General features: G+C 70.3%; 25 protein-coding genes. 13 read left to right on the forward strand and 12 right to left on the reverse strand.

Features of this window, described 5'->3' with window-relative positions:
- Nucleotides 1-41 precede the first annotated feature (41 nt).
- Nucleotides 42-500, forward strand: a complete 459-nt coding sequence (locus Q5716_RS03600) for a hypothetical protein (RefSeq protein WP_305001720.1) — start codon at nucleotides 42-44, stop codon at nucleotides 498-500.
- 2 nt (nucleotides 501-502) lie between these two features.
- Here Q5716_RS03600 and efeB read toward each other — a convergent pair whose 3' ends face one another.
- The 3 genes from efeB to efeU all read right to left on the reverse strand — a co-directional run bounded on the left by efeB (nucleotide 503) and on the right by efeU (nucleotide 3,935).
- Entirely contained in the window at nucleotides 503-1,747 is a 1,245-nt protein-coding gene (efeB, locus tag Q5716_RS03605; RefSeq protein WP_305002960.1) for an iron uptake transporter deferrochelatase/peroxidase subunit, read from the reverse strand.
- A 65-nt stretch (nucleotides 1,748-1,812) separates the two neighbouring features.
- The gene (efeO, locus tag Q5716_RS03610; RefSeq protein ID WP_305001721.1) at nucleotides 1,813-3,027 is read right to left on the reverse strand and encodes an iron uptake system protein EfeO; all 1,215 of its coding nucleotides are present in this window, start codon (nucleotides 3,025-3,027) and stop codon (nucleotides 1,813-1,815) included.
- Complete coding sequence (efeU, locus tag Q5716_RS03615; RefSeq protein WP_305001722.1) at nucleotides 3,024-3,935, reverse strand: iron uptake transporter permease EfeU; 912 nt, start codon at nucleotides 3,933-3,935, stop codon at nucleotides 3,024-3,026. The genes efeO and efeU overlap by 4 nt, the downstream gene beginning before the upstream one ends.
- A 110-nt stretch (nucleotides 3,936-4,045) precedes the next feature.
- Between efeU and Q5716_RS03620 the strand changes: the two genes are divergently transcribed.
- From Q5716_RS03620 to Q5716_RS03640, 5 genes are all read left to right on the forward strand, one after another.
- Nucleotides 4,046-5,050 carry a PIG-L deacetylase family protein gene (locus Q5716_RS03620; RefSeq protein WP_305001723.1) on the forward strand — a complete coding sequence of 335 codons (1,005 nt, stop codon included), beginning with the start codon at nucleotides 4,046-4,048 and terminating at the stop codon, nucleotides 5,048-5,050.
- Complete coding sequence (gene fdxA / locus Q5716_RS03625) at nucleotides 5,047-5,370, forward strand: ferredoxin (protein ID WP_305001724.1); 324 nt, start codon at nucleotides 5,047-5,049, stop codon at nucleotides 5,368-5,370. The genes Q5716_RS03620 and fdxA overlap by 4 nt, the downstream gene beginning before the upstream one ends.
- A 1-nt stretch (nucleotide 5,371) precedes the next feature.
- Nucleotides 5,372-6,478 (forward strand): succinyldiaminopimelate transaminase, encoded by a 1,107-nt coding sequence (gene dapC / locus Q5716_RS03630; protein WP_305001725.1) that lies wholly within the window; start codon nucleotides 5,372-5,374, stop codon nucleotides 6,476-6,478.
- 78 nt (nucleotides 6,479-6,556) lie between these two features.
- Complete coding sequence (locus Q5716_RS03635) at nucleotides 6,557-7,855, forward strand: citrate synthase (protein WP_305001726.1); 1,299 nt, start codon at nucleotides 6,557-6,559, stop codon at nucleotides 7,853-7,855.
- 10 nt (nucleotides 7,856-7,865) lie between these two features.
- Nucleotides 7,866-8,459, forward strand: coding sequence for a hypothetical protein (locus Q5716_RS03640; protein ID WP_305001727.1), 594 nt, complete (start codon nucleotides 7,866-7,868; stop codon nucleotides 8,457-8,459).
- Here the strand turns inward: Q5716_RS03640 and Q5716_RS03645 are convergent.
- Nucleotides 8,456-8,881, reverse strand: coding sequence for a hypothetical protein (locus Q5716_RS03645; protein ID WP_305001728.1), 426 nt, complete (start codon nucleotides 8,879-8,881; stop codon nucleotides 8,456-8,458). The two genes, Q5716_RS03640 and Q5716_RS03645, sit on opposite strands and share 4 nt — an antisense overlap.
- Nucleotides 8,862-9,812, reverse strand: coding sequence for a 2,3,4,5-tetrahydropyridine-2,6-dicarboxylate N-succinyltransferase (dapD, locus tag Q5716_RS03650; RefSeq protein WP_305001729.1), 951 nt, complete (start codon nucleotides 9,810-9,812; stop codon nucleotides 8,862-8,864). The genes Q5716_RS03645 and dapD overlap by 20 nt, the downstream gene beginning before the upstream one ends.
- A gap of 27 nt (nucleotides 9,813-9,839) precedes the next feature.
- On the opposite strand from dapD, the gene dapE reads away from it, so the two are divergent.
- The 3 genes from dapE to Q5716_RS03665 all read left to right on the forward strand — a co-directional run bounded on the left by dapE (nucleotide 9,840) and on the right by Q5716_RS03665 (nucleotide 12,383).
- Nucleotides 9,840-10,925, forward strand: a complete 1,086-nt coding sequence (dapE, locus tag Q5716_RS03655) for a succinyl-diaminopimelate desuccinylase (protein WP_305001730.1) — start codon at nucleotides 9,840-9,842, stop codon at nucleotides 10,923-10,925.
- Entirely contained in the window at nucleotides 10,907-12,130 is a 1,224-nt protein-coding gene (locus Q5716_RS03660) for a mannosyltransferase family protein (RefSeq protein ID WP_305001731.1), read from the forward strand. The genes dapE and Q5716_RS03660 overlap by 19 nt, the downstream gene beginning before the upstream one ends.
- An 82-nt stretch (nucleotides 12,131-12,212) precedes the next feature.
- Nucleotides 12,213-12,383, forward strand: coding sequence for a DUF3117 domain-containing protein (locus Q5716_RS03665; RefSeq protein WP_147722088.1), 171 nt, complete (start codon nucleotides 12,213-12,215; stop codon nucleotides 12,381-12,383).
- A gap of 8 nt (nucleotides 12,384-12,391) precedes the next feature.
- Here the strand turns inward: Q5716_RS03665 and Q5716_RS03670 are convergent, their stop codons facing one another.
- Nucleotides 12,392-13,024 carry an O-methyltransferase gene (locus tag Q5716_RS03670; protein WP_305001732.1) on the reverse strand — a complete coding sequence of 211 codons (633 nt, stop codon included), beginning with the start codon at nucleotides 13,022-13,024 and terminating at the stop codon, nucleotides 12,392-12,394.
- A 63-nt stretch (nucleotides 13,025-13,087) separates the two neighbouring features.
- Here Q5716_RS03670 and Q5716_RS03675 point away from each other — a divergent pair, with 63 nt between their 5' ends.
- Nucleotides 13,088-13,459, forward strand: a complete 372-nt coding sequence (locus tag Q5716_RS03675; RefSeq protein ID WP_305001733.1) for a sec-independent translocase — start codon at nucleotides 13,088-13,090, stop codon at nucleotides 13,457-13,459.
- Nucleotides 13,460-13,465: 6 nt separating this feature from the next.
- Here the strand turns inward: Q5716_RS03675 and Q5716_RS03680 are convergent, their stop codons facing one another.
- Complete coding sequence (locus Q5716_RS03680; RefSeq protein WP_305001734.1) at nucleotides 13,466-15,016, reverse strand: succinic semialdehyde dehydrogenase; 1,551 nt, start codon at nucleotides 15,014-15,016, stop codon at nucleotides 13,466-13,468.
- A gap of 41 nt (nucleotides 15,017-15,057) precedes the next feature.
- On the opposite strand from Q5716_RS03680, the gene Q5716_RS03685 reads away from it, so the two are divergent.
- Together Q5716_RS03685 and Q5716_RS03690 are read left to right on the forward strand one after the other, a co-directional pair.
- Entirely contained in the window at nucleotides 15,058-16,431 is a 1,374-nt protein-coding gene (locus tag Q5716_RS03685) for an MFS transporter (RefSeq protein WP_305001735.1), read from the forward strand.
- On the forward strand, nucleotides 16,428-17,888 hold the full coding sequence (locus Q5716_RS03690; protein ID WP_305001736.1) for a pyridoxal phosphate-dependent decarboxylase family protein: 1,461 nt from the start codon (nucleotides 16,428-16,430) through the stop codon (nucleotides 17,886-17,888). Before Q5716_RS03685 ends, Q5716_RS03690 begins: the two co-directional genes overlap by 4 nt.
- A gap of 4 nt (nucleotides 17,889-17,892) precedes the next feature.
- On the opposite strand, the gene Q5716_RS03695 is transcribed toward Q5716_RS03690, so the two are convergent.
- The 4 genes from Q5716_RS03695 to Q5716_RS03710 form a co-directional block, all read right to left on the reverse strand.
- On the reverse strand, nucleotides 17,893-18,807 hold the full coding sequence (locus Q5716_RS03695; RefSeq protein ID WP_305001737.1) for a LysR family transcriptional regulator: 915 nt from the start codon (nucleotides 18,805-18,807) through the stop codon (nucleotides 17,893-17,895).
- Between the two features lie 267 nt (nucleotides 18,808-19,074).
- On the reverse strand, nucleotides 19,075-20,184 hold the full coding sequence (locus tag Q5716_RS03700) for an Mrp/NBP35 family ATP-binding protein (protein ID WP_305001738.1): 1,110 nt from the start codon (nucleotides 20,182-20,184) through the stop codon (nucleotides 19,075-19,077).
- Nucleotides 20,165-20,683, reverse strand: coding sequence for a DUF1003 domain-containing protein (locus Q5716_RS03705; protein WP_305001739.1), 519 nt, complete (start codon nucleotides 20,681-20,683; stop codon nucleotides 20,165-20,167). Before Q5716_RS03705 ends, Q5716_RS03700 begins: the two co-directional genes overlap by 20 nt.
- Nucleotides 20,670-21,980 (reverse strand): magnesium transporter MgtE N-terminal domain-containing protein, encoded by a 1,311-nt coding sequence (locus tag Q5716_RS03710; RefSeq protein ID WP_305001740.1) that lies wholly within the window; start codon nucleotides 21,978-21,980, stop codon nucleotides 20,670-20,672. Before Q5716_RS03710 ends, Q5716_RS03705 begins: the two co-directional genes overlap by 14 nt.
- 37 nt (nucleotides 21,981-22,017) lie before the next feature.
- On the opposite strand from Q5716_RS03710, the gene Q5716_RS03715 reads away from it, so the two are divergent.
- A complete protein-coding gene (locus Q5716_RS03715; protein WP_305001741.1) occupies nucleotides 22,018-22,518 on the forward strand; it encodes a YflT domain-containing protein in 501 nt (166 codons plus the stop codon).
- Here Q5716_RS03715 and Q5716_RS03720 read toward each other — a convergent pair.
- Nucleotides 22,515-23,990 carry an aminopeptidase P family protein gene (locus Q5716_RS03720; protein WP_305001742.1) on the reverse strand — a complete coding sequence of 492 codons (1,476 nt, stop codon included), beginning with the start codon at nucleotides 23,988-23,990 and terminating at the stop codon, nucleotides 22,515-22,517. The two genes, Q5716_RS03715 and Q5716_RS03720, sit on opposite strands and share 4 nt — an antisense overlap.
- Nucleotides 23,991-24,020 lie beyond the last annotated feature (30 nt).

A 24,020-nucleotide genomic window follows, 5' to 3' on the forward strand; every position in this document is an offset into this window, starting at 1 on the left:
CTGTGCGCGAGGCATCCCGCCCGCACCGAGGAGGCACCGACATGACCACGCTGCGCACCCGCGTCACCGCTCCCATCGCGATCATCCTCGCGATGTCGATCGCGCCCGCCCTCACGGGGTGCTTCGGCAACCCCGTCGAGTCGATCATCGAGGGCGCGACAGGAGGTCAGGTCGATCTCGGCGGCACGACTCTGCCGGACGGCTACCCCGAGGCGGAGGTGCCCGTCATCGACGGCGAGATCGTCTTCGGCGGGGCTCTCGGTGACGGCAGCGGCGCCATCTACAACGTCACCGTGAAGGTCTCGGGCGCGTCCGCGATCGACGACATCAAGGCGCAGCTCGAGGGCGCAGGCTTCACCACCCAGGCGGGCGGTGACACGACGGGCGGGGCGACCTACATCGGCAACACCGACGCGTGGGGCGTGCTCGTCGTCGTCTCGGAGGACGGCAGCAACGGCTGGGTGGCCAACTACACCGTCACCTCGACGTCGGCCCAGTAGGGCTAGTCGAACAGCTCCGCCCCGACGAACGATCCGTCGCGCGCACCGCGGGGGATCGCGAAGAGCGCCGAGCCGACGTGCCGGATGTACTCGTTCATCGCGTCCGTCGCGAGCGCCGACTGGACGTCGATGAACTGCTGCGGCGACCGCTGATAGCTCATGAAGAACAGGCCCGCGCGCAGCTGCCCGAGGTCGTTCGAGCCGTCCACGAAGTTGTAGCCGCGGCGGAGCATCCGCGTCCCCGAGTGGGTGCGATGCGCGAGCCGCACGTGCGAGCTCGCCGGGATCGCGGGATCCCCGCTCGTGGTGCGCAGCGCGAAGTCCGGCTCGGTGAACTCGCCGCCGCCCGAGAGCGGCGCGCCCTCGCCCTTGTCGCGGCCGACGATGTCGTTCTGCTCCGCGAGGCTCACGCGATCCCAGTTCTCGATCGTCATGAGGATCGTGCGCGTCACGAGGTAGCTGCCGCCGCGTAGCCAGGACTGGGGCTCGTCGTCGCCGACCCACACGAAGTCGCGCAGAGCCTCCGACTCCTCGGCCTTGATGTTGGCGGTGCCGTCCTTGAAGCCGAACAGGTTGCGAGGCGTGGCCTGCGCCGTCGAGGTCGACGAGGTGCGGCCGAAGCCGAGCTGCGTCCAGCGGATCCGCGCCGTGCCGAACGCGATCCGGCTGAGGTTGCGGATGGCGTGCACCGCTACCTGGGGATCGTTGGCGCACGCCTGGATGCACAGGTCGCCGCCGCTGCTGGCCTCCTCGAGCAGGTCGAAGGCGAACAGGGGGAGCTCCACGAGCTCCGCGGGCTGTTTGTCGGCGAGCCCGAACCGGTCGACGCCGTCAGCCGTTCGGAACAGCGACGGCCCGAACCCGATCGTGATCGTGAGGCCGCTCGCCGGCAGTCCTACCGCCTCCCCGGTGTCGTCGGGCGGCAGCAGCTCGGGCCCGTTGACGGCGCCGGCCTCCGAGACATCGAGGCCCTGGGTGAGGCGCGCCGCCGCTGCTGTCCACTCGGTGAGCAGCTGGATGAGGTCCTCGCGCGTCGCCCGGTCGGTGAGGTCGAATGCGGCGAAGTGCAGGCGGTCCTGGGCCGGCGTCGTGATGCCCGCCTGGTGCTCGCCGAAGAACGCGTACGCTCCGGCGGCATCCTGTCCGGCCGAGGAGGCGATTCGGGATGCTGCGCCCGCGAACCCGCCGACGACAGCACCGGTGCCGACGCCCGCCGCCACCAACCCGAACAACGCCCGTCGAGACATGCCGCGAGGCGCGGGAGCCGACTCGGAGTCGCCTCCCGCGCCCAACGGGTCGATGGGTGCCTCGCTCACTCGGCCGGGTCCACCCCGAGCACAGCGTGGGTGAGCTGGGCCAGCGGCTCGCTGAGGGCGTTGAGTTGGGCGCCGAGCTCGTTCCGTTCGTCCTGGCTCACGGTGTCGTAAGACACGAAGCCGCCCTCGTAGTCGCCGTAGGTCGACAGGAGCGCCTTCATGGCGGCGAACTCCTCGTCGAGCTCGGCGACGAGCGCCTCCCCGTCGTCGCCGGAGTCGAGCGCGATCTGGCGCACGGCCGTGAACGCGACCTCGGCCCCCTCGACGTTGGCGTAGAAGTCGTAGAGGTCGGTGTGCGCGAACTCGTTCTCCTCGCCGGGCAGCTTGCCGTCGGGCGCGGCGACCTCGTCGAGGAGGCCGATCGCGCCGTTGGTGATGTCGCTCACGCTGAGCTCGAAGTCGTCCGCATGCACGGCGTCGTAGAGAGCGGTGACGTCGTCGACGAGCTTCTGCCCGATCTGCTGGCGCCCGGCGGCGTCGAGCGGGATGATCGTCTCGTCGGGGTAGTTCGCGACCGCGGCATCCAGCCAGAGGTCCATTTCGATGCGGTGGAAGCCCGTGAACTCGAGACCCTCGGCTTCCGCTCCCGGCTTGCGGTAGTCGATCGCAGGGTCGAGGTCGCCGAACTGCGAGGCGGTGGGCTCGATTCGCTCGTAGTTGATGCGGACGAGGGGGAACAGTCGCCGCGCCTCGTCGTCGTCTCCGGCGACGTACGCGTCGACGAACCCCTGGACATTCGGAACGAGCTCGGCGGCCTGGGTCTTCACGTATGCGGTGTAGTTGGCGACCGCGTCGGAGATGGCCCGTTCGCGGTCCTCGGAGACGGCTATCGCGTCGCCCGTGACGGTGAAGCTCGACTGGCCGATACCGGAGCCGATCATCCCGGGCTTGCAGACGGTGAAGTACGAGCCGGGCTGGGCGAGCACCGTCAGGTCGCGGGATGCCCCGGGCGCGATGTTCTCCACCTCGGAGACGATCGACAGCTCGTCCTCCCCGAGCAGGTAGAACTCGGTGACGCGCTCGCCGCTGTTGCTCACGCGGAAGGTCACCGTGCCGCTCGCGACGCTGTCGGTCTCGACGGTGCACGCGTCGTCGCTGCTGTCGACCGCGATGACGGTCGCGGCGGTGTCGATGCCGGCGTTCGGCACGCAGCCTGACAGCAGCGCCACGCCTCCGGCGACGGCGGCGAGCAGGGCGGTTGTGGACTTCATCGTTCTCCTTGTAGGGGGATGGGCGCGGCGGTCGCGAGGGTCCTGGCGCGCCGGGCGCGACGCTGCTCGGACACTCCCCGGAGGAAGAGCACGAGCACCACCGCGACGTAGACCGCCCACACGACGATCTCGAGCCAGGTCATCTCGGGCGAGAACCCGATCGCGCCCTTGAGCACCGCCGCGACAGCACTGTCGGGCGGGATCACGGAGGCGACGCTGAACGCCCAGCCCCACATCCACTCGAGCGAGGCGGGCACGCCCTCGGGGATCGGCTGGAAGGGGCCCGGTAGAACCCGGGCCTCTTGGAGGTCGTGGATGCCGTACGCGAGCACCCCGGCCGCGACGACGATGAGGATTGCCCCGGTCCAGGTGAAGAACAGCGACAGGTTGAGCCGGATCATCCCGCGGTAGACGAGCCAGCCGAGGAAGGCGGCGGCCAGGATGCCCAGCACGGCGCCCACCACGGCGAGGGGTGCCTCGCCCGAGGAGCGTGCCGCCGACCAGATGAAGAGCGCCGTCTCGATGCCCTCGCGCGCCACGGCCAGGAAGGCGAGCAGCACGAGTCCCCACGCGCTGCCCTCGAGGGCGCGGTCGATGCCCGATTCGAGTTCGCGCTTGAGGCTGCCGGCGGTGCGCAGCATCCAGAAGATCATCCACGTGACGAAGCCGACCGCGATGATCGACAGGCTCCCGCCGATGATCTCCTGAGCCTCGAAGCTCAGGCCGTAGGCCCCGAACGTGAGGATGGCACCGAGCACGAGGGACAATCCGATGGCGAGGGCCACGCCGAACCAGACGGTGCGGATGTGCCGCTCGCGGCCGCTCTTGCGGAGGTAGGCGATGACGATGCCGATGACGAGCGCGGCTTCGAGGCCTTCGCGAAGGCCGATGATGAGGTTGGCGAGCAAGGGGAGCTTTCGAATCGGGTGTTGGTAAGCCTTACCTAACTCGATTGACCCTAGTGCTCGTCGCGTATCCTGTCTACTGAGCGAGTAAACCTGAGAGGCAGTCACAACATATGGTCGAGCGGGTTCTCTTCGTCCACGCCGCCGCCGGAGACGAAACGGCGACTACCGGCGCGACGATCGCGCGCCTCGTGGCCTCCGGCTCCGAGGTGACCGTCGTGACGTGCATCCGAGACGAGGAGACCGCGCCCGAGCTGGATGCCGCGCTCGCCGTCCTCGGAGTCGCCGACCACCGCTACCTCGGAGCGGCCGACGCCCGCTGGCGGGGCCTGGCTCCCCGCGAGTACTCGCACACCGGCCCGACTGCCCTTGTCAGCGCGGAACTGGGGGAGGTGGCGTCCGACGTCGGGGCCGTCATCCAGCAGGTGGAGCCGACCGTCGTCGTGAGCTACGGGGCGTCGACCGGGGATGCCGAGCGCCGCCGTGTCCACGAGGCGACCGCGTGGGCCACCGAAGTGCTCCGCGTCCCGTTCTACACGGTCGGGCGGCCGGGCGCGCCCGCGCAGGTGCGCGTCGACGATCCCGAGTCGCTCGCCCGCAAGCACTCGGCGCTCGCCGCCTACCGCGGCCACCTCGCCCTCGCCGATCGCGACGCGGCGGAGGGCCTCAACCGCCTCCGGCCCGGGCGGGACTCGTTCGCCCGCACGGGCATCCTCTCCCGCATCGTCTCCGGCGTGCTCGTCCTCGCGCTCGGACTCTTCACCGGTGGCCTCTTGACGGCCGTGCACCAGTCGGTGATCGCCGTCGGCGACGCAGTCGTACCGTGGGGACTCATCGTCTCGCTCGTCATCACCGCGGCCCTCCTCGCGGGCCTCCGCATCGTCTACGAGACCCGGATCATCGCCGGCATCGCGACCGCCGGGCTCCTTGTCGCGCAGGCATTCCTCGCCTTCGCCTCACCCGGCGGGTCGGTTCTCGTCCCCGACAACGTCGCGGGAGCGGTCTGGACCATCGGATCGGTGTTCATCGCCGCCGTCGTGCTGGCGTGGCCGAAGGTGGTGCGCCGCGGCGGCGATAGGATGAAATCCCCTGCCGCGAAAGGTCCAGAACGCCCGTGACGTACGTCATCGCCCAGCCCTGCGTCGATGTGAAGGATCGCGCCTGCATCGACGAATGCCCCGTCGACTGCATCTACGAGGGCGATCGGATGCTCTACATCCAGCCCGACGAGTGCGTCGACTGCGGAGCCTGCGAGCCGGTGTGCCCCGTCGAGGCCATCTACTACGAGGACGACCTGCCCGACAAGTGGGCCGACTACTACAAGGCCAACGTCGAGTTCTTCGACGAGATCGGCTCGCCCGGCGGTGCCGCGAAGGTCGGCGTCATCCACTCCGACCACCCGATCGTGCTCGCCGAGCCGCAGGGCGGCCACGAGTAGCGTGAGCCGCACCCCGCTCGAGCTGCCCGACTTCCCGTGGGACTCGCTCGTCCCCTTCGCCGACCGGGCCCGGTCGCACCCTGACGGCTTCGTCGACCTCTCCGTCGGCTCGCCCGTGGATCCGACCCCGCAGCTCATCCGCGACTCGCTCGCGGCCGCGACGGATGCCCACGCCTACCCCCAGACCGCCGGGAGCCCCGCGCTCCGCGAGGCGATCGTCGACTGGTTCGCCCGTCGGCGCGGCGTCGACGACCTCTCGACCGCCAATGTGCTGCCCACGATCGGGTCGAAGGAGCTCGTGGCACTGCTGCCGATGCTGCTCGGCCTCGGGCGCGGCGACGTGGTCGTGCATCCCTCCGTCGCCTACCCGACCTACGCGATCGGCGCCGCCCTCGTCGGCGCGAGCGCCCTCGCCTCCGACGACCCCGAGGAGTGGCCCGCCGAGACGCGGCTCGTGTGGCTCAACAGCCCCGGGAATCCGGACGGTCGGGTGCTCGACGTCGACTCCCTGCGCGGCGCCGTGGCGCGCGCCCGCGAGCTCGGCGCGGTCGTCGTGAGCGACGAGTGCTACGCGGAGCTCAACTGGGCGGGGCCCGACCCCACGCCGTCGATCCTCGACCCGCGCGTCATCGAGGGGCGCCGATCCTCCGTACTCGCGGTGTACTCGCTCAGCAAGCAGTCGAACCTCGCCGGCTACCGGGCCGGGTTCGTCGCGGGATGCAGCGACCTGATCGGTGAGCTGCTCGCGGTGCGCAAGCACATCGGGCTCATCCCGCCCGCGCCCGTGCAGGCGGCGATGATCACGGCACTCGGCGACGACGCGCACGTCGCGGCCCAGCGCGAGCTCTACCGGGCGCGTCGAGCGCGACTGGTCCCCGCACTGCGCGCTGCCGGGTTCCGCATCGACGACAGCGACGCGGGCCTGTACTTGTGGGCCACGAAGGGCCAGGACTCGTGGCTCACGGTGTCCGAGCTCGCCGATGCGGGCATCCTCGTCGTACCCGGCACCTTCTACGGGGAGAGCCCCGCCGAGCACGTGCGCATCGCCCTCACCGCGTCGGATGCCGCGATCGCCGAGGCCGTGGCGAGGCTCGACCTGTTCTCCTGACTGTCGCGGTCCTCTAAGGCCGACCGTGGTCTTTTGAGCAGTGTGACAGTGGTCGGAGCGGCACCGTAAGCTGTAGGGGTGACTGACGCGAACGCCGAACCCGAGAAGGCCACCCTGCATTTCCCGGGCGGCACCGCAGAGTTCCCCGTCGTGCGGGGCACCGCCGGCCACGACTCGATCGACATCTCCACCTTCACGAAGCAGACCGGCTTCACGACCCTCGACCAGGGGTTCGTGAACACCGCGTCCACGCGCAGCTCGATCACCTACATCGACGGGGATGCGGGCATCCTGCGCTATCGCGGCTACGCGATCGAGGATGTCGCCCAGAACTCCACCTACCTCGAGGTCGCGTGGCTCCTCATCTACGGCCAGCTGCCCACCCCCTCGGAGCTCGCCGAGTTCGACGAGCGAGTGCGCCGCCACACGCTCCTGCACGAAGACCTCAAGCGCTTCTTCTCGGCGCTGCCGCACACCGCACACCCGATGTCGGTGCTGTCGAGCGCGGTGTCGGCGCTCAGCACGTACTACGAGGACTCGCTCGACCCGCACAACCCCGAGATGGTCGAGCTGTCGACCATCCGGCTGCTCGCCAAGCTCCCGGTCATCGCGGCCTACGCGCACAAGAAGAGCCTCGGCCAGGCGTTCCTCTACCCCGACAATTCGCTGAGCTTCGTCGAGAACTTCCTCAAGCTCAACTTCGGCAACCTCGCCGAGATCTACGAGGTCAACCCGGTGCTCGTCAAGGCGCTCGACCGGCTGCTCATCCTTCACGAGGACCACGAGCAGAACGCCTCGACGTCGACCGTGCGGCTCGTGGGCTCGACGGAGGCCAACATGTTCGCCTCCATCTCCGCGGGCATCAACGCCCTCTACGGCCCGCTCCACGGCGGCGCCAACGAGGCGGTGCTCAAGATGCTCAAGGAGATCAACGACTCCGGCGAGGGCGTGCAGCGCTTCGTCGAGCGCGTGAAGAACAAGGAAGACGGCATCCGCCTCATGGGCTTCGGCCACCGGGTGTACAAGAGCTTCGATCCGCGGGCGAAGCTCGTCAAGGAGAGCGCCGACGAGGTGCTCGAGGCGCTCGGCGTGCAGGATCCGCTGCTCGACATCGCCAAGGAGCTCGAGCAGGTCGCCCTCGCCGACGAGTACTTCATCGAGCGCAAGCTCTACCCGAACGTCGACTTCTACACGGGCATCATCTACAAGGCGATGGGCTTCCCGACGCGCATGTTCACGGTGCTCTTCGCGATCGGGCGACTTCCGGGCTGGATCGCCCACTGGCGTGAGATGAACGAGGACCCCCGCACGAAGATCGGCCGCCCCCAGCAGCTCTACGTGGGAGAACCCGCGCGCGAATGGCCCGCCGCGCGCTAACCTCGCTCGCATGAGGCGGTTGTTCCGGAGCCGCAGGCCCTTCCTGGGCAAGTACGTCGCGCCCGCGGAGCTGCCCGAGGCGAGCCTCGACGAGCTCGTCGACGAGGGCGTGATGATCGCCGCCGCGGGAGTCCGCCTCGCGGTCAAGAACCTCATGATCATCAAGTCGCTGCGGGACGGCCTCGACTACGACCAGGAACGCTACGAGGCGGCCGTGCGCGAGGAGCTGCTCAACCTCGCGGACGAGAAGGACGGGGATGCCGCACGCATCGCCAGCACGCGCGAAGCGGCATCCCGCCGCTCGGGCCGCCCCGAGCGGCACAACGACTACCGCAGCGTCGACGGCGCGGCGCTGCGTCGCCGGGAGGACGTCTCGCGCGCCCTCGCCGCCCGGCTCCGCGAGGTCAGCGAGGACGACGCGTGGGCGACGGGTCTCGTGCGGGATGCCCGAGCCTCCGCCCTCGACGAGATCGCGGCATCCGTGCGCGCGTCCCTCATCGGCACGAGCATCCTCGTCGACGAGGAGTACGAGCGCGAGCGCCCGCAGCGGCTGCGCCTGCTCTCGGAGGACCTGTTCGAGCTCCAGACCACCCCGCGCGACTAGCCCTGTCGTTGGGCGGAGAGGTCGGCCTCGCGCACGAGCACGTCGAGCACGGCCGGGCGATCGGGGGAGCAGCGTAGGCCGAGCGTCGTCTCGGGGAGTTCGAACGTGCTCGTCGAGCTGATCGAGAACCAGTCGCCGGCTCCGGCCGTGAAGCCGGTGCCGAATAGCGGACCCAACTGCCCGGTCGCGTCGATGATGGAGCAGGACATGCTCACCGGTGGGCCGACGACGCGCACGAACAGATCGAGCTGCACGTCGATGACGTAGCGACCGCCCGCGAGCGTGAGGTTGTCGAGGATGATCGGCTCGCCCGGCCCGTAGCGCCCGGCGTGGTGATCGAGCGAGGCCGGCTGCGCCGTGGAGCACGCGGCGAGTGGGGCCGCCAGGAGGAGAACCGCGATGCTACGCGTGAAGCGCCGCATTGAGCTCGATACCCGTCCCCGAGCGCGGGAGCACCTCCACGGCCCCGGTGAGCGAGTTGCGGCGGAACAGCAGATTCGGAACGCCCGAGAGCTGCACGGCCTTGATGGTCGCCGGCTCGGCATCCGGGTTCGCCGGGTCGAGCACGCGCACCTTCGTGCCCGCGGTCACGTAGAGGCCCGCTTCGACGACGGTGTCGTCTCCGATGGAGATGCCGATTCCTGAGTTCGCACCGAGCAGGGCGCGCGCCCCGATCGCGACGCGCTCGGTGCCACCGCCGGACAGGGTGCCCATGATGGATGCCCCGCCGCCGATGTCGGAGCCGTCTCCGACGACGACGCCCTGGGAGATGCGGCCCTCGACCATGGAGGTGCCGAGCGTGCCGGCGTTGAAGTTGACGAAGCCCTCGTGCATCACGGTGGTGCCGGGCGCGAGGTGGGCTCCGAGCCGCACGCGGGAGGCGTCCGCGATGCGCACTCGCGGGGGAGTGACGTAGTCGATGAGCCGCGGGAACTTGTCGATACCGGTCGCGGCGATGCCCGCGCGCTGCAGCGGCACGCGCAGCCGCTCGAAGTCATCGGGGTGCACGGGCCCGGCGTTCGTCCAGACCACGATCGGCAGGTGCGCGAAGAGGCCGTCGAGATTGATCGTGTTCGGCGCGACGAGCAGGTGGCTGAGCAGGTGGAGGCGCAGGTACGCGTCCGGGGTGGAGGCGGGAGGGGCATCCAGGTCGATGACGACGGTGCGGAAGTCGAGCTCGACGCCGCGCCGCGGGTCGGAGCCGAGGAGCTCCTCGAACTCGGCCGGGGCGATGTAGGGGTCGGTGCCCTCCGGAAGGGCCCCGAGCTTCGGCGCGGGGAACCACGTGTCGAGCACGACGCCGCCCCGAGCGACCGTGGCCAGTCCGTATCCCCATGCTTCGCGCGAGCTCATGGTCCTAACGCTACCTAAACTGGCAGGGTGCCCGTCACCGATCCCAGCCTCCCCGTGCTCGACCTGACGCAGTCCCCCGCGGAGCTCACGGTGCAGCTGTGCGACATCGAGTCGGTGTCCGGCAACGAGCGCGCACTCGCCGATGCGATCGAATCGAGTCTCGCGGCGTACCCGCACCTTCACGTGGTCCGGGACGGCGATGCCGTCGTCGCCCGGACGTCGCTCGGCCGCGCCCGCCGGGTCGTCATCGCCGGCCACATCGACACGGTGCCGATCAACGCGAACCTGCCGGTTCGCCGAGACGGCGGCGACCTCGTCGGACGCGGGACCGTCGACATGAAGGCGGGGGTTGCGGTCGCCCTCGTCCTCGCTGCCGCCCTCGAGTCGCCGGCGGTCGACGTCACGTGGATCTTCTACGACCACGAGGAGGTCGCGAGCGAGCTCAACGGCCTCGGTCGGCTCGCGCGCACCCGCCCTGAGCTGCTGGAGGGCGACTTCGCCATCCTCGGCGAGCCGACGAGCGCGACGGTCGAGGGCGGATGCAACGGCACGGCTCGAGTCGACATCCGCCTCCGCGGCGTGCGCGCGCACTCCGCCCGATCCTGGGTCGGGCACAACGCCATCCACGACGCCGCCGACGTGCTCGCCATCCTGCGGGACTACGAGCCTGCCGAGCTCGAGGTCGACGGGCTCGTCTACCGCGAGGGGCTCAACGCGGTCGGCATCACGGGGGGAGTCGCGGGCAACGTCATCCCCGATGAGGCCGTCGTGACGATCAACTACCGATTCGCGCCCTCGCGCTCTGGCGACGACGCCATCGCGCACCTGCGCGAGGTGTTCGCCGGCTTCGAGCTCGAGGTCACCGACCTCGCCGAGGGGGCGCGGCCGGGGCTGGATGCTCCGCTCGCGCAGGAGTTCCTCGCCGCGGTCGGGGCGCAGGCCTTCCCGAAGTACGGATGGACCGACGTCGCGAGGTTCTCTGCGCTCGGCATCCCCGCCGTCAACTACGGCCCCGGCGACCCGCTCCGCGCACACGCGGATGACGAGCGCGTCGCCGTGGACGAGATCATCGCCGTCGAGCGGGGGCTGCGGGCGTGGCTGTCGGGAGCCTGACGACCTCCCTGAAGGTCCGCTATCGGCTCACCGCGTGGTGGGTGAAGGTGCTCGTCGTCTTCGTCGCCTCCCGCGTCGTGACGACGGCCCTGCTGCTGCACTATGCGAGCATCCAGCAGCAGAACGCCTGGACCGGTGCCTCACCGGGCTACTTCGACTTCGCCAAGATCTGGGACGGCCACTGGTACTACATCATCGCCGCCGTCGGGTATCCCACGGAGCTGCCGATCACGGATGACGGGCACGTCGGGGAGAGCGCGTGGGCGTTCATGCCGGCCTATCCCGCGCTCGTGCGACTCCTCATGCTCGTGACGGGGCTCGGCTTCCCGGTCGTCGCGGTCGTCGTCTCGGTCGCCTTCGCGCTCGGTGCCGCGCTCATGCTCTACCGGCTTCTCGCCCTCGTGCTGCCGGGGTCGACCTCGCTCTTCGCCGTCGTGCTGTTCTGCTTCGGCCCGCTGTCCCCGATCCTGCAGGTCGCCTACGCGGAGTCCATGCACGCCTTCCTGGTGGCCCTCGCCCTGTACCTGCTCGTTCAGCGCCGGTACGGGATGCTCGTGCCCGTGATCGCGGTGATGGCGCTCACGCGCCCGAGCGGGCTCGCGTTCGCCCTCGCCCTCCTGCTCCACGTGGTGCACCGGTGGTGGCGGGCTCGGACGGGGGTGGAGGCGTTCCCGTGGCGCGAGCGCATCGGATCCGCCGTCGCCGGCCTGGTGAGCGCGATCATGGGCGTGGCCTGGCTGCTGATCGCCGGCGCGGTGACCGGTCGACCGGGTGCCTACCTCGAGACCGAGCTCGCGTGGCGGGCGGCCTACATCGGCTACGAGGAGCTCATCCCTTTCACGCCGTGGTTCCGGGCGGCGGACTGGTGGGCGCAATGGTGGCAGGTGCCGTCCTGGCTCGTGGTCACGGCCCTCGCGCTCCTGATCGCGGTGTGCGCGACGCTGCTCTTCACGAGGCCGTTCCGCCGCCTCGGGGTAGACATCCGATTCTGGCTCGCGAGCTACTCGCTCTACCTGCTTGCGGTGTTCTTCCCGCAGTCGAGCACGTTCCGCTTGCTCCTGCCCCTGTTCCCCGGCGTCGGGGCGCTCGCCCAGCCGAGGTCACCGGTGTACAGGGTCGTACTCGTCGTGGCGTGCATCCTGGGCCAATGGGGCTGGATCCACCTCGCGTGGTGGGTGGACGGGTACGACTGGACACCGCCGTGATGCTCGGCGTTCACCCGGCGATTTTCGGGTTACGCGAGGAATGACCGATAATGGACAGGTATCCATTGAAAGGGGACATCTCATGGCAGCCATGAAGCCGAGGACCGGTGACGGACCGATGGAGGCTGTCAAGGAAGGTCGCCTCATCATCGTGCGCGTTCCGCTCGAGGGCGGTGGCCGACTGGTCGTCTCCGTCAACGACGCGGAGGCCAAGGAGCTCCACGACGCTCTCGCGGGTGTCGTCAGCGCCTAGGACGCGTCCTAGTCACTCACCTTCGTCAGGAAGAGCAGGCCGTCTCCCACGGGCGAGAGCGCGCTGATCACCGCGTCCGATGCGGAGGTCTCCTTGAGCAGTAGCCGGAAGCCCGCGACGATGTCGTCGCGCTGAGCGGGGTCTGCGACGCGACCGCGCCACAGGGCGTGGGCTACGACGACCGTTCCGCCCCGGCGCACCATCCGCAATCCGTGCTCCACGTACTCGACGACCGAGGCGGGATCGGCGTCGATGACGGCGATGTCATAGCTGCCCTCGTTCATGCGGGGCAGCACGTCGGCGGCGCGCCCTCCGATCAGGCGGGTGCGATTCGCCGCGATCCCGGCGTCGATGAACGCCTTGCGCGCCACCTGGAGGTGGTCGGCCTCCGAATCGATCGTCGTGAGCACTGCCTCCGGGTTGCCCGACAGCAACCACAGGCCGCTCACCCCCACGCCGGTGCCGACTTCGATGATGTTCGTCGCAGCGCTCGCCGCGGACAGCACCGCGAGCTGCGCGCCCATCGCGGGAGTGACGGCGTCCACCCCGAGCTCGAGCGAGTGCTGGCGCGCCGCGGCGATGTGCTCGGGCTCGATCACGAGCTCTTCGGCGTACTTCCAGCTCAACTGCTTGTCTGACACGGGTCTCCTTGCTCCCAGCCCACTGTAGACGGACCCGCAGCGCGCTCGGGCTATCCTGAACGGGTGTCCTTCGGCCTGACCTTCGACAAGCTGCTGATCATCGGGATCATCGCTGTCTTCCTGCTCGGGCCGGAGCGGCTGCCGTACTACGCGTCCCAGCTCGCGCGCCTGGTGCGGAGCCTGCGCACCATGGCCAACGGAGCCAAGGAGCGCATGCGCGAGGAGATGGGCCCCGACTTCGACGACATCGACTGGAAGAAGCTCGACCCGCGCCAGTACGATCCGCGCCGGATCATCCGGGATGCCCTGCTCGAGGACGAGGATGCTCCGGCACCTCCGCCCGTCGTCAAGCGCCCCATCGAGTCGGCGTACCACCAGCGGCAGCGCAAGCTGCGCGAGGCCGGCAACGCCCCCTTCGATACTGAGGCGACCTAGGAGCCGCTACCGGCGGCGGATCGCCTTGAGGGCGCGCAGCAGGAGAAGCATGACGGGCACGAGCTTCTCGGTCTCGCGGCCCGAGCGGGGGAGAGTCAGCAGTCCTGTCGCGTTGGCGACGGTGCGGGCATCCACGAAGCGAAGCAGTCCCTCGGGGCCGTTTCGGCGGCCGAGCCCCGACTTCTTCATGCCGCCCATCGGGGCGTCCACGCTCGAGAACGAGGCGCGGTAGCCCTCGTTGATGTTGACGCTGCCGGCAGAGATCCGGTCGGCGACGCGGCGGCCCCGCGAGAGGGAGCCGGTGAAGACGGAGGCGTTGAGGCCGTACTCCGAGTCGTTCGCTGCCGCAACGGCGTCGTCCTCGGTGTCGACGACGTGGATGGCCACGAGGGGCCCGAAGGTCTCGTCCGCGAAGCACGTCATGTCGGGGGTGACGCCGGCCAACACGGTCGGCTCGAAAAAGTAGGGCCCGAGATCGGGGCGCGCCTTCCCGCCCGCGAGCACCGTCGCGCCCTTGGCGACCGCGTCGTCGACCTGCACCGTGACCCGGTCGAGTTGGGCCTGCGAGGTCAGGGAGCCGATATCGGTGGAGTAGTCCAGCGCAGCGCCTTGCACGAGTCCCTTCACCCGCTCGACGAGCGCGGACGTGAAGCGGTCGGCGATTGCGCGCTGCACGTAGACGCGCTCGATGGACACGCACAGCTGGCCCATCGACGAGACGACGGCGGCGACCGCTCCCGCGGCGGCGGTCTCCACGTTCGCGTCGTCGAGCACGATGAGGGGGTTCTTGCCGCCCAGCTCGAGGGATGCCCCGACGAGTCGCGACGCGGCGCGCTCGCCCACGCGGGTGCCGGTCGCCGTCGAGCCGGTGAAGCACACGTAGTCGGCGCCGTCGACGACCGCGTTGCCGATCTCATCGCCCGGGCCTGCGACGACCGCCCACAGGGCCGCGGGCACGCCCGCCTCGATGAACGGGCGGCGCGACGCCAGGATCGAGAGTGCTCCCTGGTTGTCGGCCTTCTGCACGACCGCGTTTCCGGCGGCGAGCGCCGGAACGACATCCATGAGGGAGAGCGAGACAGGGTAGTTCCAGGGTGTGATGATGCCGACGGCACCCTTCGGCTTGTAGCTCACTCGCGCCTGCACGACGGTCGGGATGCCCGCCCGACGCGCCCTCGTGCGCAGCACCCGCGCGGCGCTCACGGCGTAGTACCGGGTGACGGTCGCACCCTGGAACACCTCCTCGAAGGCCTGACCCCGGGTCTTGCCCGACTCGGTCTGGAGCAGGTCGAGGATGCCGTCGCGCTGCTCGAGGAGCAGGTCGTGCGCGCGCAGCAGCACGGCCCGCCGGTGCGCCGGCCCGGCATCCCGCCACGCCTTCTGGGCGATGCGAGCGGCGGCGTAGGCGTCAGCGACGTCCTGGGCGCTCGAGAGCGGCAGCTCGTGCAGCGGCTGACCGGTGAAGGGCGCGATGACCGTCGCGGTGGTGCCGCTCGTGGCCGTGAGGTCGGCGGCCAGCTCGGCGGTGGACTCGGCGGTGAGTGCGGATGCGGGCATGCCTCAACTGTACGCTCGCGAGCATCCCTATACTCGGGAAAATGACCGCACCGGAGCGCTCGCTCAGCCGCCGCACGATCGCCACCTACGCCATCGGATCCCTCGGCACGGGAGGGTTCGGCACCCTGCCGGGACTCGTGCTGGTGTTCTACCTGACGGACACCCTCGGGGTGGCTGCGCTCCTCGCCGGAGTGCTCGTGACGGCCGCGAAGGTGTGGGACGTCATCATCGACCCCGTGATCGGCGCCCGCAGCGATCGCAGCCTCGCCCGCCACGGGTCGCGCCGCCCGTACATGATCGCCGGGGCGGTCACGCTGCCGGTGTTCTTCGTGCTCACCTTCGCGGTGCCGGCCGGGCTGCCGCCGGTGGTCGCCGGGCTCTGGGTGCTCATCGCGTTCGTCGCGACCGCGACCTCGTTCTCGCTCTTCCAGGTGCCCTACATCGCCCTTCCGGCTGAGCTCACAGACGGCTACGACCAGCGCACCAAGCTCATCTCGGCGCGCGTGGTGGTGCTGACCTTCGCGATCCTCCTGTTCGGTGCGGGCGCACCCGAGATCCGCGACGCCTTCGCCGACGAGCACCTCGGCTACCTCGTGATGGCGATCGTCGCCGGTCTCGTGATCGGGCTCGGGATGCTCGTCTCCTCGTTCGTCGCTCGCCGGGGTGAGCCGACCGAGGTGCCCCGGTTCTCGATCGCGGACAACTACCGCACGGGCATCCAGGCGCTGCGGCGGAGCCAGCCGTTCCGGGCGCTGCTGGCGACGTTCCTGCTGCAGGGCCTCGCGACCGGTCTCATGCTCGCGGGGGCGCAGTACGTCGCGCGCTGGGTGCTCGACGACGGAGTCACGATCCTCTTCGTGTCGCTCATCGCGCCCGCTCTGCTCTTCGCGCCGATCTGGGCGGTCGTGTCGCGGCGCATCGGCAAGGAGCGGGCGTTCGTGATCGCGTCGGTGCTCTTCGGTGTCGCGGCGCTCGCCATCACGCTGCAGCTGTGGGCGCCGGGGGAGTGGATCTACGGCCCGGTCGCGCTCGCGGGAGCCGCGTACGCCGGAATGCAGTCGCTCCCGATGTCGATGCTGCCCGATGTCATCTCGCACGACGCGTCGACGCACGGCGAGGGCAACGCGGGAACATTCGGCGGCGTGTGGACTGCCGGAGAGACCACGGGCATGGCCTTGGGCTCCACTGTCCTGACGATCGTGCTCGCGATCTCGGGCTACCTGGAGTCGACGGCGGGGCAGGAGGTCGTGCAGCCCGGCTCGGCGATCGCCGGCATCGTGCTGAGCTTCTCCGTCGTGCCCGCCGTCATCATCGCGGCCTCGCTCGTGACGTTCGGACGGTACCCGCTGCGCAAGGCGGACATCGACGGAGCGCCCGCTGCGACCGCTGAGGCCCTCAAGGGGGATGCGGGATGAAGTTCGCCCAGGACCCCGCGGCGATCCTCGCCGACCTCGCCGAGCTCCGCGCCGCCGACGCACCCACCCATGGCGGGCGCGTGCTGTCCTACGTCTACGACTCAGGTCTCGCGGAACTCGACGAGCTCGCCGCGGCAGCGATCCGCGCGGTGCAACCGGTCAACGGCCTCGACCCCACGACCTTCACCTCCGTCGCGGCGATGGAGCGCGATCTCGTCGCGTTCGCCCGTGGGATGCTCGGCGGCGGTGACGACGTCGTCGGCAGTGTGACGACGGGCGGAACCGAGAGCTGCCTCCTCGCGGTCAAGACGGCGCGCGACCTGTGGTCCGGAGCCGGCAGGCCGCGACTCGTCGCGCCCGTGACAGCCCACGCTGCATTCCAGAAGGCCGCCCACTACTTCGGGCTCGAGCTCGACCTCGTCCCGGTGCAGCCGGACGGTCGGGTGGAGGCCGCCGAGCTGATCGCCCGCTTGGCTCCGGACGTCGCCCTCGTCGTCGTCTCGGCGCCGAGCTACCCGCACGCGGCACTCGACCCCGTGGCGGCCGTGGCGTCCGCGGCGCTCGAGCGGGGCATCCCGTGCCACGTCGACGCGTGCATCGGCGGCTGGGTGCTCCCGTTCTGGGACGGCATCGAGCCGTGGGACTTCCGGGTACCCGGGGTGACCTCGATCAGCGCCGACCTGCACAAGTTCGGCTACGCGCCCAAGGGCGCCTCGGTGCTTCTCCACCGCGGGCGTGACCGCCACCGTGCCCAGTACTTCGCGACAACGCGGTGGCCGGGCTACCCGGTCGTCAATCCCACGATGCTCGGCTCGAAGTCCGCGGGGCCGCTCGCGGCGGCGTGGGCGATCACGAGGGCGCTCGGCCGCGACGGGTTCGGCGAGCTCGCGGCATCCTGCGCGCGCTCCACCGCGGCGCTCACCTCGGTCGTCGACGGGATCGAGGGGCTGCGGGTCGTCGGCTCGCCCGCGGGCCCGCTGTTCGCGGTGGCGACGGATGACTCGACCCCCGCCGACCGTCGTGTCGACCCGCACCACTGGGCCGACGCCGCCCGCGCCCGCGGCTGGCTGCTCCAACTCCAGCCGGCCCTCGCCCAGTCGGACGGCTCGATCCTCCCGCACACCACCCACCTCACGATCACCCCGGTGACGGAGAGCGTGCTCGAGCCGCTCTCGGAGGCGCTCGTCGCCGCCGCGGGCGACGTGCGGGGCATCCCGCCGGTGACGCCCGAGCAGGTGATCGGCTCGCTGCCGCCCGACCTCGTCGCGGGGCTCGCGGAGATCGGCCCCCTCGACTCGGACACGGCGTGGGGCATCCTGCAGCAGGTGGGAATCGGGGGAGACGGCGGGGCGCTGCCGGAGCGACTCGCGCCGCTGCTCGCCCTCATCGCTGCGCTGCCGGCGCCGCTCACCGAGAGGCTCCTCGTAGAGCTGCTGGCGAGGCTCGTCGAGCCGTGAGCAACTAGCCTGCGTGGGCCCGCTCGAACCGCGCTGCCTCGTCGCGCAGGGCGGTCACGACGGCACGGACCGACGGCCGCTCGGCACGATCGGGGCGCATGAGCACCGAGATGAGGCGGGAAGCGCGCACCTGGGTGAGCGGCCGGGTGATCAGGCCGTTCTCCCGGTCCCGCGTCGTGTAGCGCGGCAGGATCGCGATGCCGTGGCCCGCGGCGACGAGGGACTCGACGATTCCGTTGTCGGTGAAGCGCTGCACGACGCGAGCGGGGGCGCCGTTGGCGACCTCGATGCCGCGGAGGATGCCATCGAAGGGCAGTCCGGGCGGCACGCCGATCCACGTCTCGTCGACGAGGTCGGCGGGTGACAGCGTTCGCTTGAGGCCGAGCGGATGGCCCTCGGGAAGCGCGATGTCGAGCGGTTCCCGCATGAGCGGCACGATCGTGAGCCCGCGCTCCGCCCAGGAGGGCACGAGGTCGGGGGAGTCTGCCACGACGACGTCGAAGTCGGCCGTGAGGTCGGCGATATCGGTGACGGTCGCGTCGAGGTCGCCGGCGTGCAGGTCGAGGCCGGGCATCCCGGCGACGGTGCTCAGGAGGCCCGGCAGCAGCATCTGACCGCCTGTAGGGAAGATGACGAGCGTCACCTCGCCGCGGGGTTGGGAGCGGAAGTCCTCCCAGAGCGCTTCGGCGCGCTCGATCGCGGTGGCCACGTCGGTCGCTGTTCGCGCGAGCGCGCGACCCGCCGATGTGAGCTGGATGCCGCGACCGACCCGTTCGGTGAGCGGGACACCGGCCTCCCGCTCGAGGATCTTCAGCTGCTGCGACACCGCCGACGCCGTGCGGTGGGTGGCACGCGCGACCGCGGTCACGGATCCGCGGTCGGCGAGCTCGCGCAAGAGTTCGAGGCGGCGAATATCCATGAAGCTAGTCTAAATCGTCCGTTTAGAACTATCAGCTTGTTCTACATTGTTGACGGGTCTGTAATAGGAGCATGACCTCGTACCTGATCGTGATCGCGGCCCTCTCCGTCGCCGGCATCATCGGCTCCGTGCTGATCATCGCCCGTGACGGCTACCGCCGCGTGCCCACCCGTCGCGCCTGACGCAGAATCGTCTCGCCGAGCCGCACTTCCGGCACCACACGCCCCGCCTCGAGCGGGGCGTTCGCCGTTAAGGCCGGAGTGTCGCTCAGAGCGGGGTGACCCCGAGGGGGCGGCCGGCGAGCGGCACCGAGCGCACGCGCAACCGGTCGGCAAGCGCGAGCAGGGCGGCCGCCGCCGGGTCGGCGGGGGAGGTGAGGACGACGGGGGCACCGGCATCCCCGCCCTCGCGCAGCGGGATGCTGAGCGGGATGCTCGCCAGCACCGGCACCCCGAGGCGCTCGGCCACGGCGGCCCCGCCGCCCTCGCCGAAGAGCTGCAGCACGCTGCCGTCGGGTTGGACGAGTCCGGCCATGTTCTCGACGACCCCGAGCACCGACTGGCCCGTCTGCCGGGCCACGAGAGCGCTGCGCTCGGCGACCTCGGCAGCGGCGGCCTGCGGGGTCGTCACGACGAGCACCTCGGCCTGGGGGAGGAGCTGCCCGAGGGAGATCGCGACGTCGCCGGTGCCCGGCGGGAGGTCGATGAGCAGTACGTCGAGGTCGCCGAAGAACACGTCGCTCAGGAACTGCTGCATCGTGCGGTGCAGCATGGGACCGCGCCACGACACGGGGGTGCCGGGATCCACGAACATGCCGATCGAGATGGCCTTCACCCCGTGCGCGACGGGCGGCAGGATGAGCTCGCCGACCTTGGTCGGACGGGCACCCCCGACGCCCAGCAGGCCCGGGATCGAGAACCCGAAGACGTCGGCGTCGACGATGCCGACGCTCAGCCCCGTCGACGCGAGGGCGACGCCGAGGTTCGCGGTGAGAGTCGACTTGCCCACCCCGCCCTTGCCGCTCGTGACGAGGATCACCCGCGTCAGGGAGTCGGGGCCGAACTGCGAGGTTCGCGTGCCCTTGAGACGTGCGGTGAGGGCGTCCCGCTGTTCGCGAGACATGACGCCGACGGCGACGTCGACCGAGGTGACTCCGGGTACCGCAGCTGCGGCGGCTCGGACATCCCGCTCGATGGTGTCGGCGGCCGGGCATCCCACGATCGTCAGGCTCAGATCGATGGATGCCGCACCCTCGACCACCGAGACCGCCCCCACCATGTCCAGCTCGGTGATGGGTCGGCGGATCTCGGGGTCGACGACGCGGCCGAGCGCAGCACGGACGGCCGCCGCGAGCGCGTCAGCGTCCGGTCGCGTCATCCGTGTCCTTCTCGCGGTCGAGCTCCTCGAGCAGCGACCGCAGCTCGGCGCGGATGAAGTCCTTGCTCGCGAGGTCCTTGACCGCGAGACGCAGCGCGACGACCTCGCGAGCGAGGTACTCGGTGTCGTTGAGGTTGCGCTCCGCGCGCTGGCGGTCCTGCTCGATCTGAACACGGTCGCGATCGTCCTGGCGGTTCTGCGCCAACAGGATGAGCGGGGCGGCGTAGGAGGCCTGTAGCGAGAGGATGAGGGTGAGAAGGGTGAAGTTCGTGAGCCTCGGGTCGAACTGCACCTCCTCCGGGGCGACCGTGTTGAACACGAGCCAGACGGTCACGAAGACGGTCATGCCAATGAGGAACCACGGGGTGCCCATCGCTCGGGCGAACGCCTCGGAGAACCGGCCCGTACGGTCGCGGCTCTGGAAGAGCGGCAGCGGAGCGCGCAGTCCCTTGGGCGAGTCCAGTCGGTTGTCGGCGCGGTTGCGGTTAGCGCGTGCCACGGGATGTCCTCCTTCCCCGTACGGGGACAGCAGCGGTCGAAGTGTCGGCGAAACGGTCGGTCTCGTCATTCGTACTTCGCCAGTCGTCCGGCAGGAGGTAGTCGAGGACATCGTCAATGGTCACCACCCCGACGAGTCGGTGGTTCTCGTCCACGACGGGGACGGAGACCAGGTTGTAGCTCGCGAGGATGCGCGACACCTCGGCCGCGCTCGTGTCGGCGCGCACCGGCTCGAGGGTCTGGTCGAGGAGCGTGCCCAGTCGCTCGTTCGGCGGGTAGCGCAGCATCCGCTGGAAATGGACCATGCCGAGGAAACGCCCGGTCGGCGGTTCGTACGGGGGCAGGGTCACACAGATGGCGGCACCGAGGGCGGGAGCGAGCTCGTGGCGGCGGATGAGGGCGAGACCCTCGGCGACGGTCGCGTCGCTCGAGACGATGATCGGTTCGGGCGTCATCAGACCGCCCGCGGTGTCCGGGGCGTAGGACAGCAGGAAGCGGACGTCCTCCGCCTCCTCCGGCTCCATGAGCTCGAGGAGGGCTTCGCCGCGCTCGCTCGAGAGCTGCGCGATGAGGTCGGCCGCGTCATCCGGCTGCATCTGGTCGAGCACGTCGGCAGCGCGCTCGTCGTCGAGGTGCTCGAGGATGTCGACCTGCTCGGCCTCCGGCATCTCCTCGAGGACGTCCGCGAGCCGGTCGTCGGAGAGCTCCTCGGCGACCTCGATCTTGCGCTGATCCGGCAGGTCGAGGAGCGCGTTGGCGAGGTCGGCGGGCAACAGGTCGGCGTAGCTCGCGACGAGCTGGGTCGCCGACTGCGCCTCGCCCTTCGCGGTGTCCTCGACGATCTGGTTCCACGGGACGAAGAGGGTCGCGCCCTTCGCGAACGGGGAGGGGCTCGTCTTGGGGCGGCGCAGGAACACCTGCGTGATCTCCCACTCGCCGAGGCCGACCTCCTCGATGGCGACATCCTCGATGTGGGCGTCGCCTGACCCGTCCGCGAGGCTGACGCGCCGGCCGAGCAGCTCGGCCATGATCCGCTCCTCGCCGCCGCGCTGCTCGAAGCGACGGAGGTTGATGAGGCCCGTCGTGATGATCTGACCGGAGCCGATGCTCGTGATGCGGCCGATCGACAGGAACACCCGGCGCTTGCCGGGCACCTCGACGACCATGCCGATGACCCGCGGGGAGGCCTTCGTGCGACGGACGACGATCACGTCCCGAACGCGGCCCACGCGGTCGCCGTTGGGGTCGAAGACGGAGCACCCGACCAGCCGGGCGGCGAATGCTCTCGTCGTGCTCACGCGTAAAACCCTACCCCCGCGTGGAACAATGGCTGGCGTGAGCACACCCAGCGCGTTCGGCCGTCGCGGCACCCCTCAGCCCAGCCTTCCCCGGGGCGACGTGCTCGGCACCTACGACACGTACCCCGAGGCGCAGTCCGTCGTCGACCGTCTGTCGAAGGCTGATTTCGACGTCAAGCAGTTGAGCATCATCGGCAACGACTTGAAGACCGTCGAGCGCGTCACGGGCAAGCTCACCTACGGGCGGGCGGCGCTCGCCGGCGCGGCATCCGGCGCCTGGCTCGGCCTCTTCTTCGGACTCGTGCTGACGATCTTCTCGCCCCCGACGCCCCAGTCGCTCTCCGTAATGGGGGCGGCCCTGCTCATCGGAGCCGGCTTCGGCATGATCTTCGGCATCGTGACCTACGCGATCAACCGCCGCCGCCGGGACTTCACGTCGACGCACCAGGTGATCGCGTCGAACTACCAGATCATCATCGACCCGAGCCTCACCGCGAAGGCGCAGCAGGTGCTCGCGGAGCACCCCGCACAGAGCTAGCGCGCGAGCCACGCCTCCACGTCGTCGGCCGTGCGCGGGATCCCCGCCGAGAGGTTTTCCGCGCCCGACTCGGTGACGAGGATGTTGTCCTCGATGCGCACGCCGATCCCGCGGTACTCCTCGGGGACGCTCAGGTCGTCCGGCTGGAAGTAGAGCCCGGGCTCGATCGTGAAGACCATACCGGGCTCGAGGATCCCCTCGAGATACAGCTCACGGCGGGCCGCAGCGCAGTCGTGCACGTCGATGCCGAGGTGGTGCGACGTGCCGTGCACCATGTAGCGGCGGTGGTACTGGTGCTCGGGCGAGAGCGACTCCTCGGCGCTCACCGGCAGCAGACCCCACTCGGCGGTGCGGGCGGCGATGACGGCCATCGCCGCGGCGTGGATCTCCTTGAACCGGATGCCCGGCCGCACGATCGCGAAGGCGGCGTCCGCGGCCTCCCGCACGGCTTCGTAGACCTTCCGCTGCACGGGAGTGAAGGTGCCGGACACCGGGAGCGTGCGCGTGATGTCCGCCGTGTAGTAGCTGTCGAGCTCGATGCCGGCGTCGATGAGGATGAGGTCGCCGGGCACTACCGCGCCGTCGTTGCGCGTCCAGTGCAGGATGCACGCGTGCGGCCCGGAGGCCGCGATCGTGTCGTAGCCGACCGTGTTGCCCTCTGCCCGCGCGCGGCGGTTGAACGTGCCTTCGACGATCCGCTCACCGCGGGGGTGGGCGATCACCTGCGGGAGGTCGCCGATGACGTCGTCGAAGCCCTGCTTGGTCGCGGCGACCGCGGTACGCATCTGCGCGATCTCGAACTCGTCTTTCACGAGCCGCAGCTCGCTGAGGTCGCGGGCGAGCTCGGCGTCACCGTCCGTGTCCAATGACTCCGTATCGGCCGAGAGGAGGCGGCGCCCGTCGACCTGGTCGGTGATGTCGCGGTCGGCGTCGCGCACGACGAGGGTCGAGGCATCCACCGAGTCCAGCACCGTCGCGAGCTCGGCGATGCCGCGCGTCGCGAGCCCGAGGTCGGCGGCGACGTGGGCGAGAGACGGTCGGGGTCCCGTCCAGAACTCGCCGATCTCCGGATTCGCGTAGAACTCGTCGGTGTCGCGCCCGGCGGCTTCGCGGAAGTAGAGCGTCGCCTCGTGATCGTCGCCAGCGGGCTCGAGCACGAGCACGGCCCCCGGCACCGAGTCGCTGCCCCAGCCGGTGAGGTGGGCGAACGCCGAGTGGGCGCGATAGGCGTAGTCCGTGTCGTTCGAGCGCACCTTCGCGCCGCCGGCCGGCAGGATGAGCCGCTTCCCGCGGTGGAGCGCCGAGATCCGGGCACGGCGGGCCGCCGCAAACGGCGCCTGCTCGCGCGGCGAGGGCAGGGCATCCGAGCGCTCCGCCCACTGCGAGGAGATGTACTGGGCGAACGTCTCGGAGACGGGCGTCGTGGAGCGGTTGGAGGTCGCGCGCGGGGCGGGCTGGGATGAATCGGCCATGCCCTATTCTCACCCCGGACGGGCGATCGT

The organism is Antiquaquibacter soli, from assembly GCF_030580675.1.
In the GTDB taxonomy this organism is placed as follows: Bacteria; Actinomycetota; Actinomycetes; order Actinomycetales; family Microbacteriaceae; genus Rhodoglobus; species Rhodoglobus soli.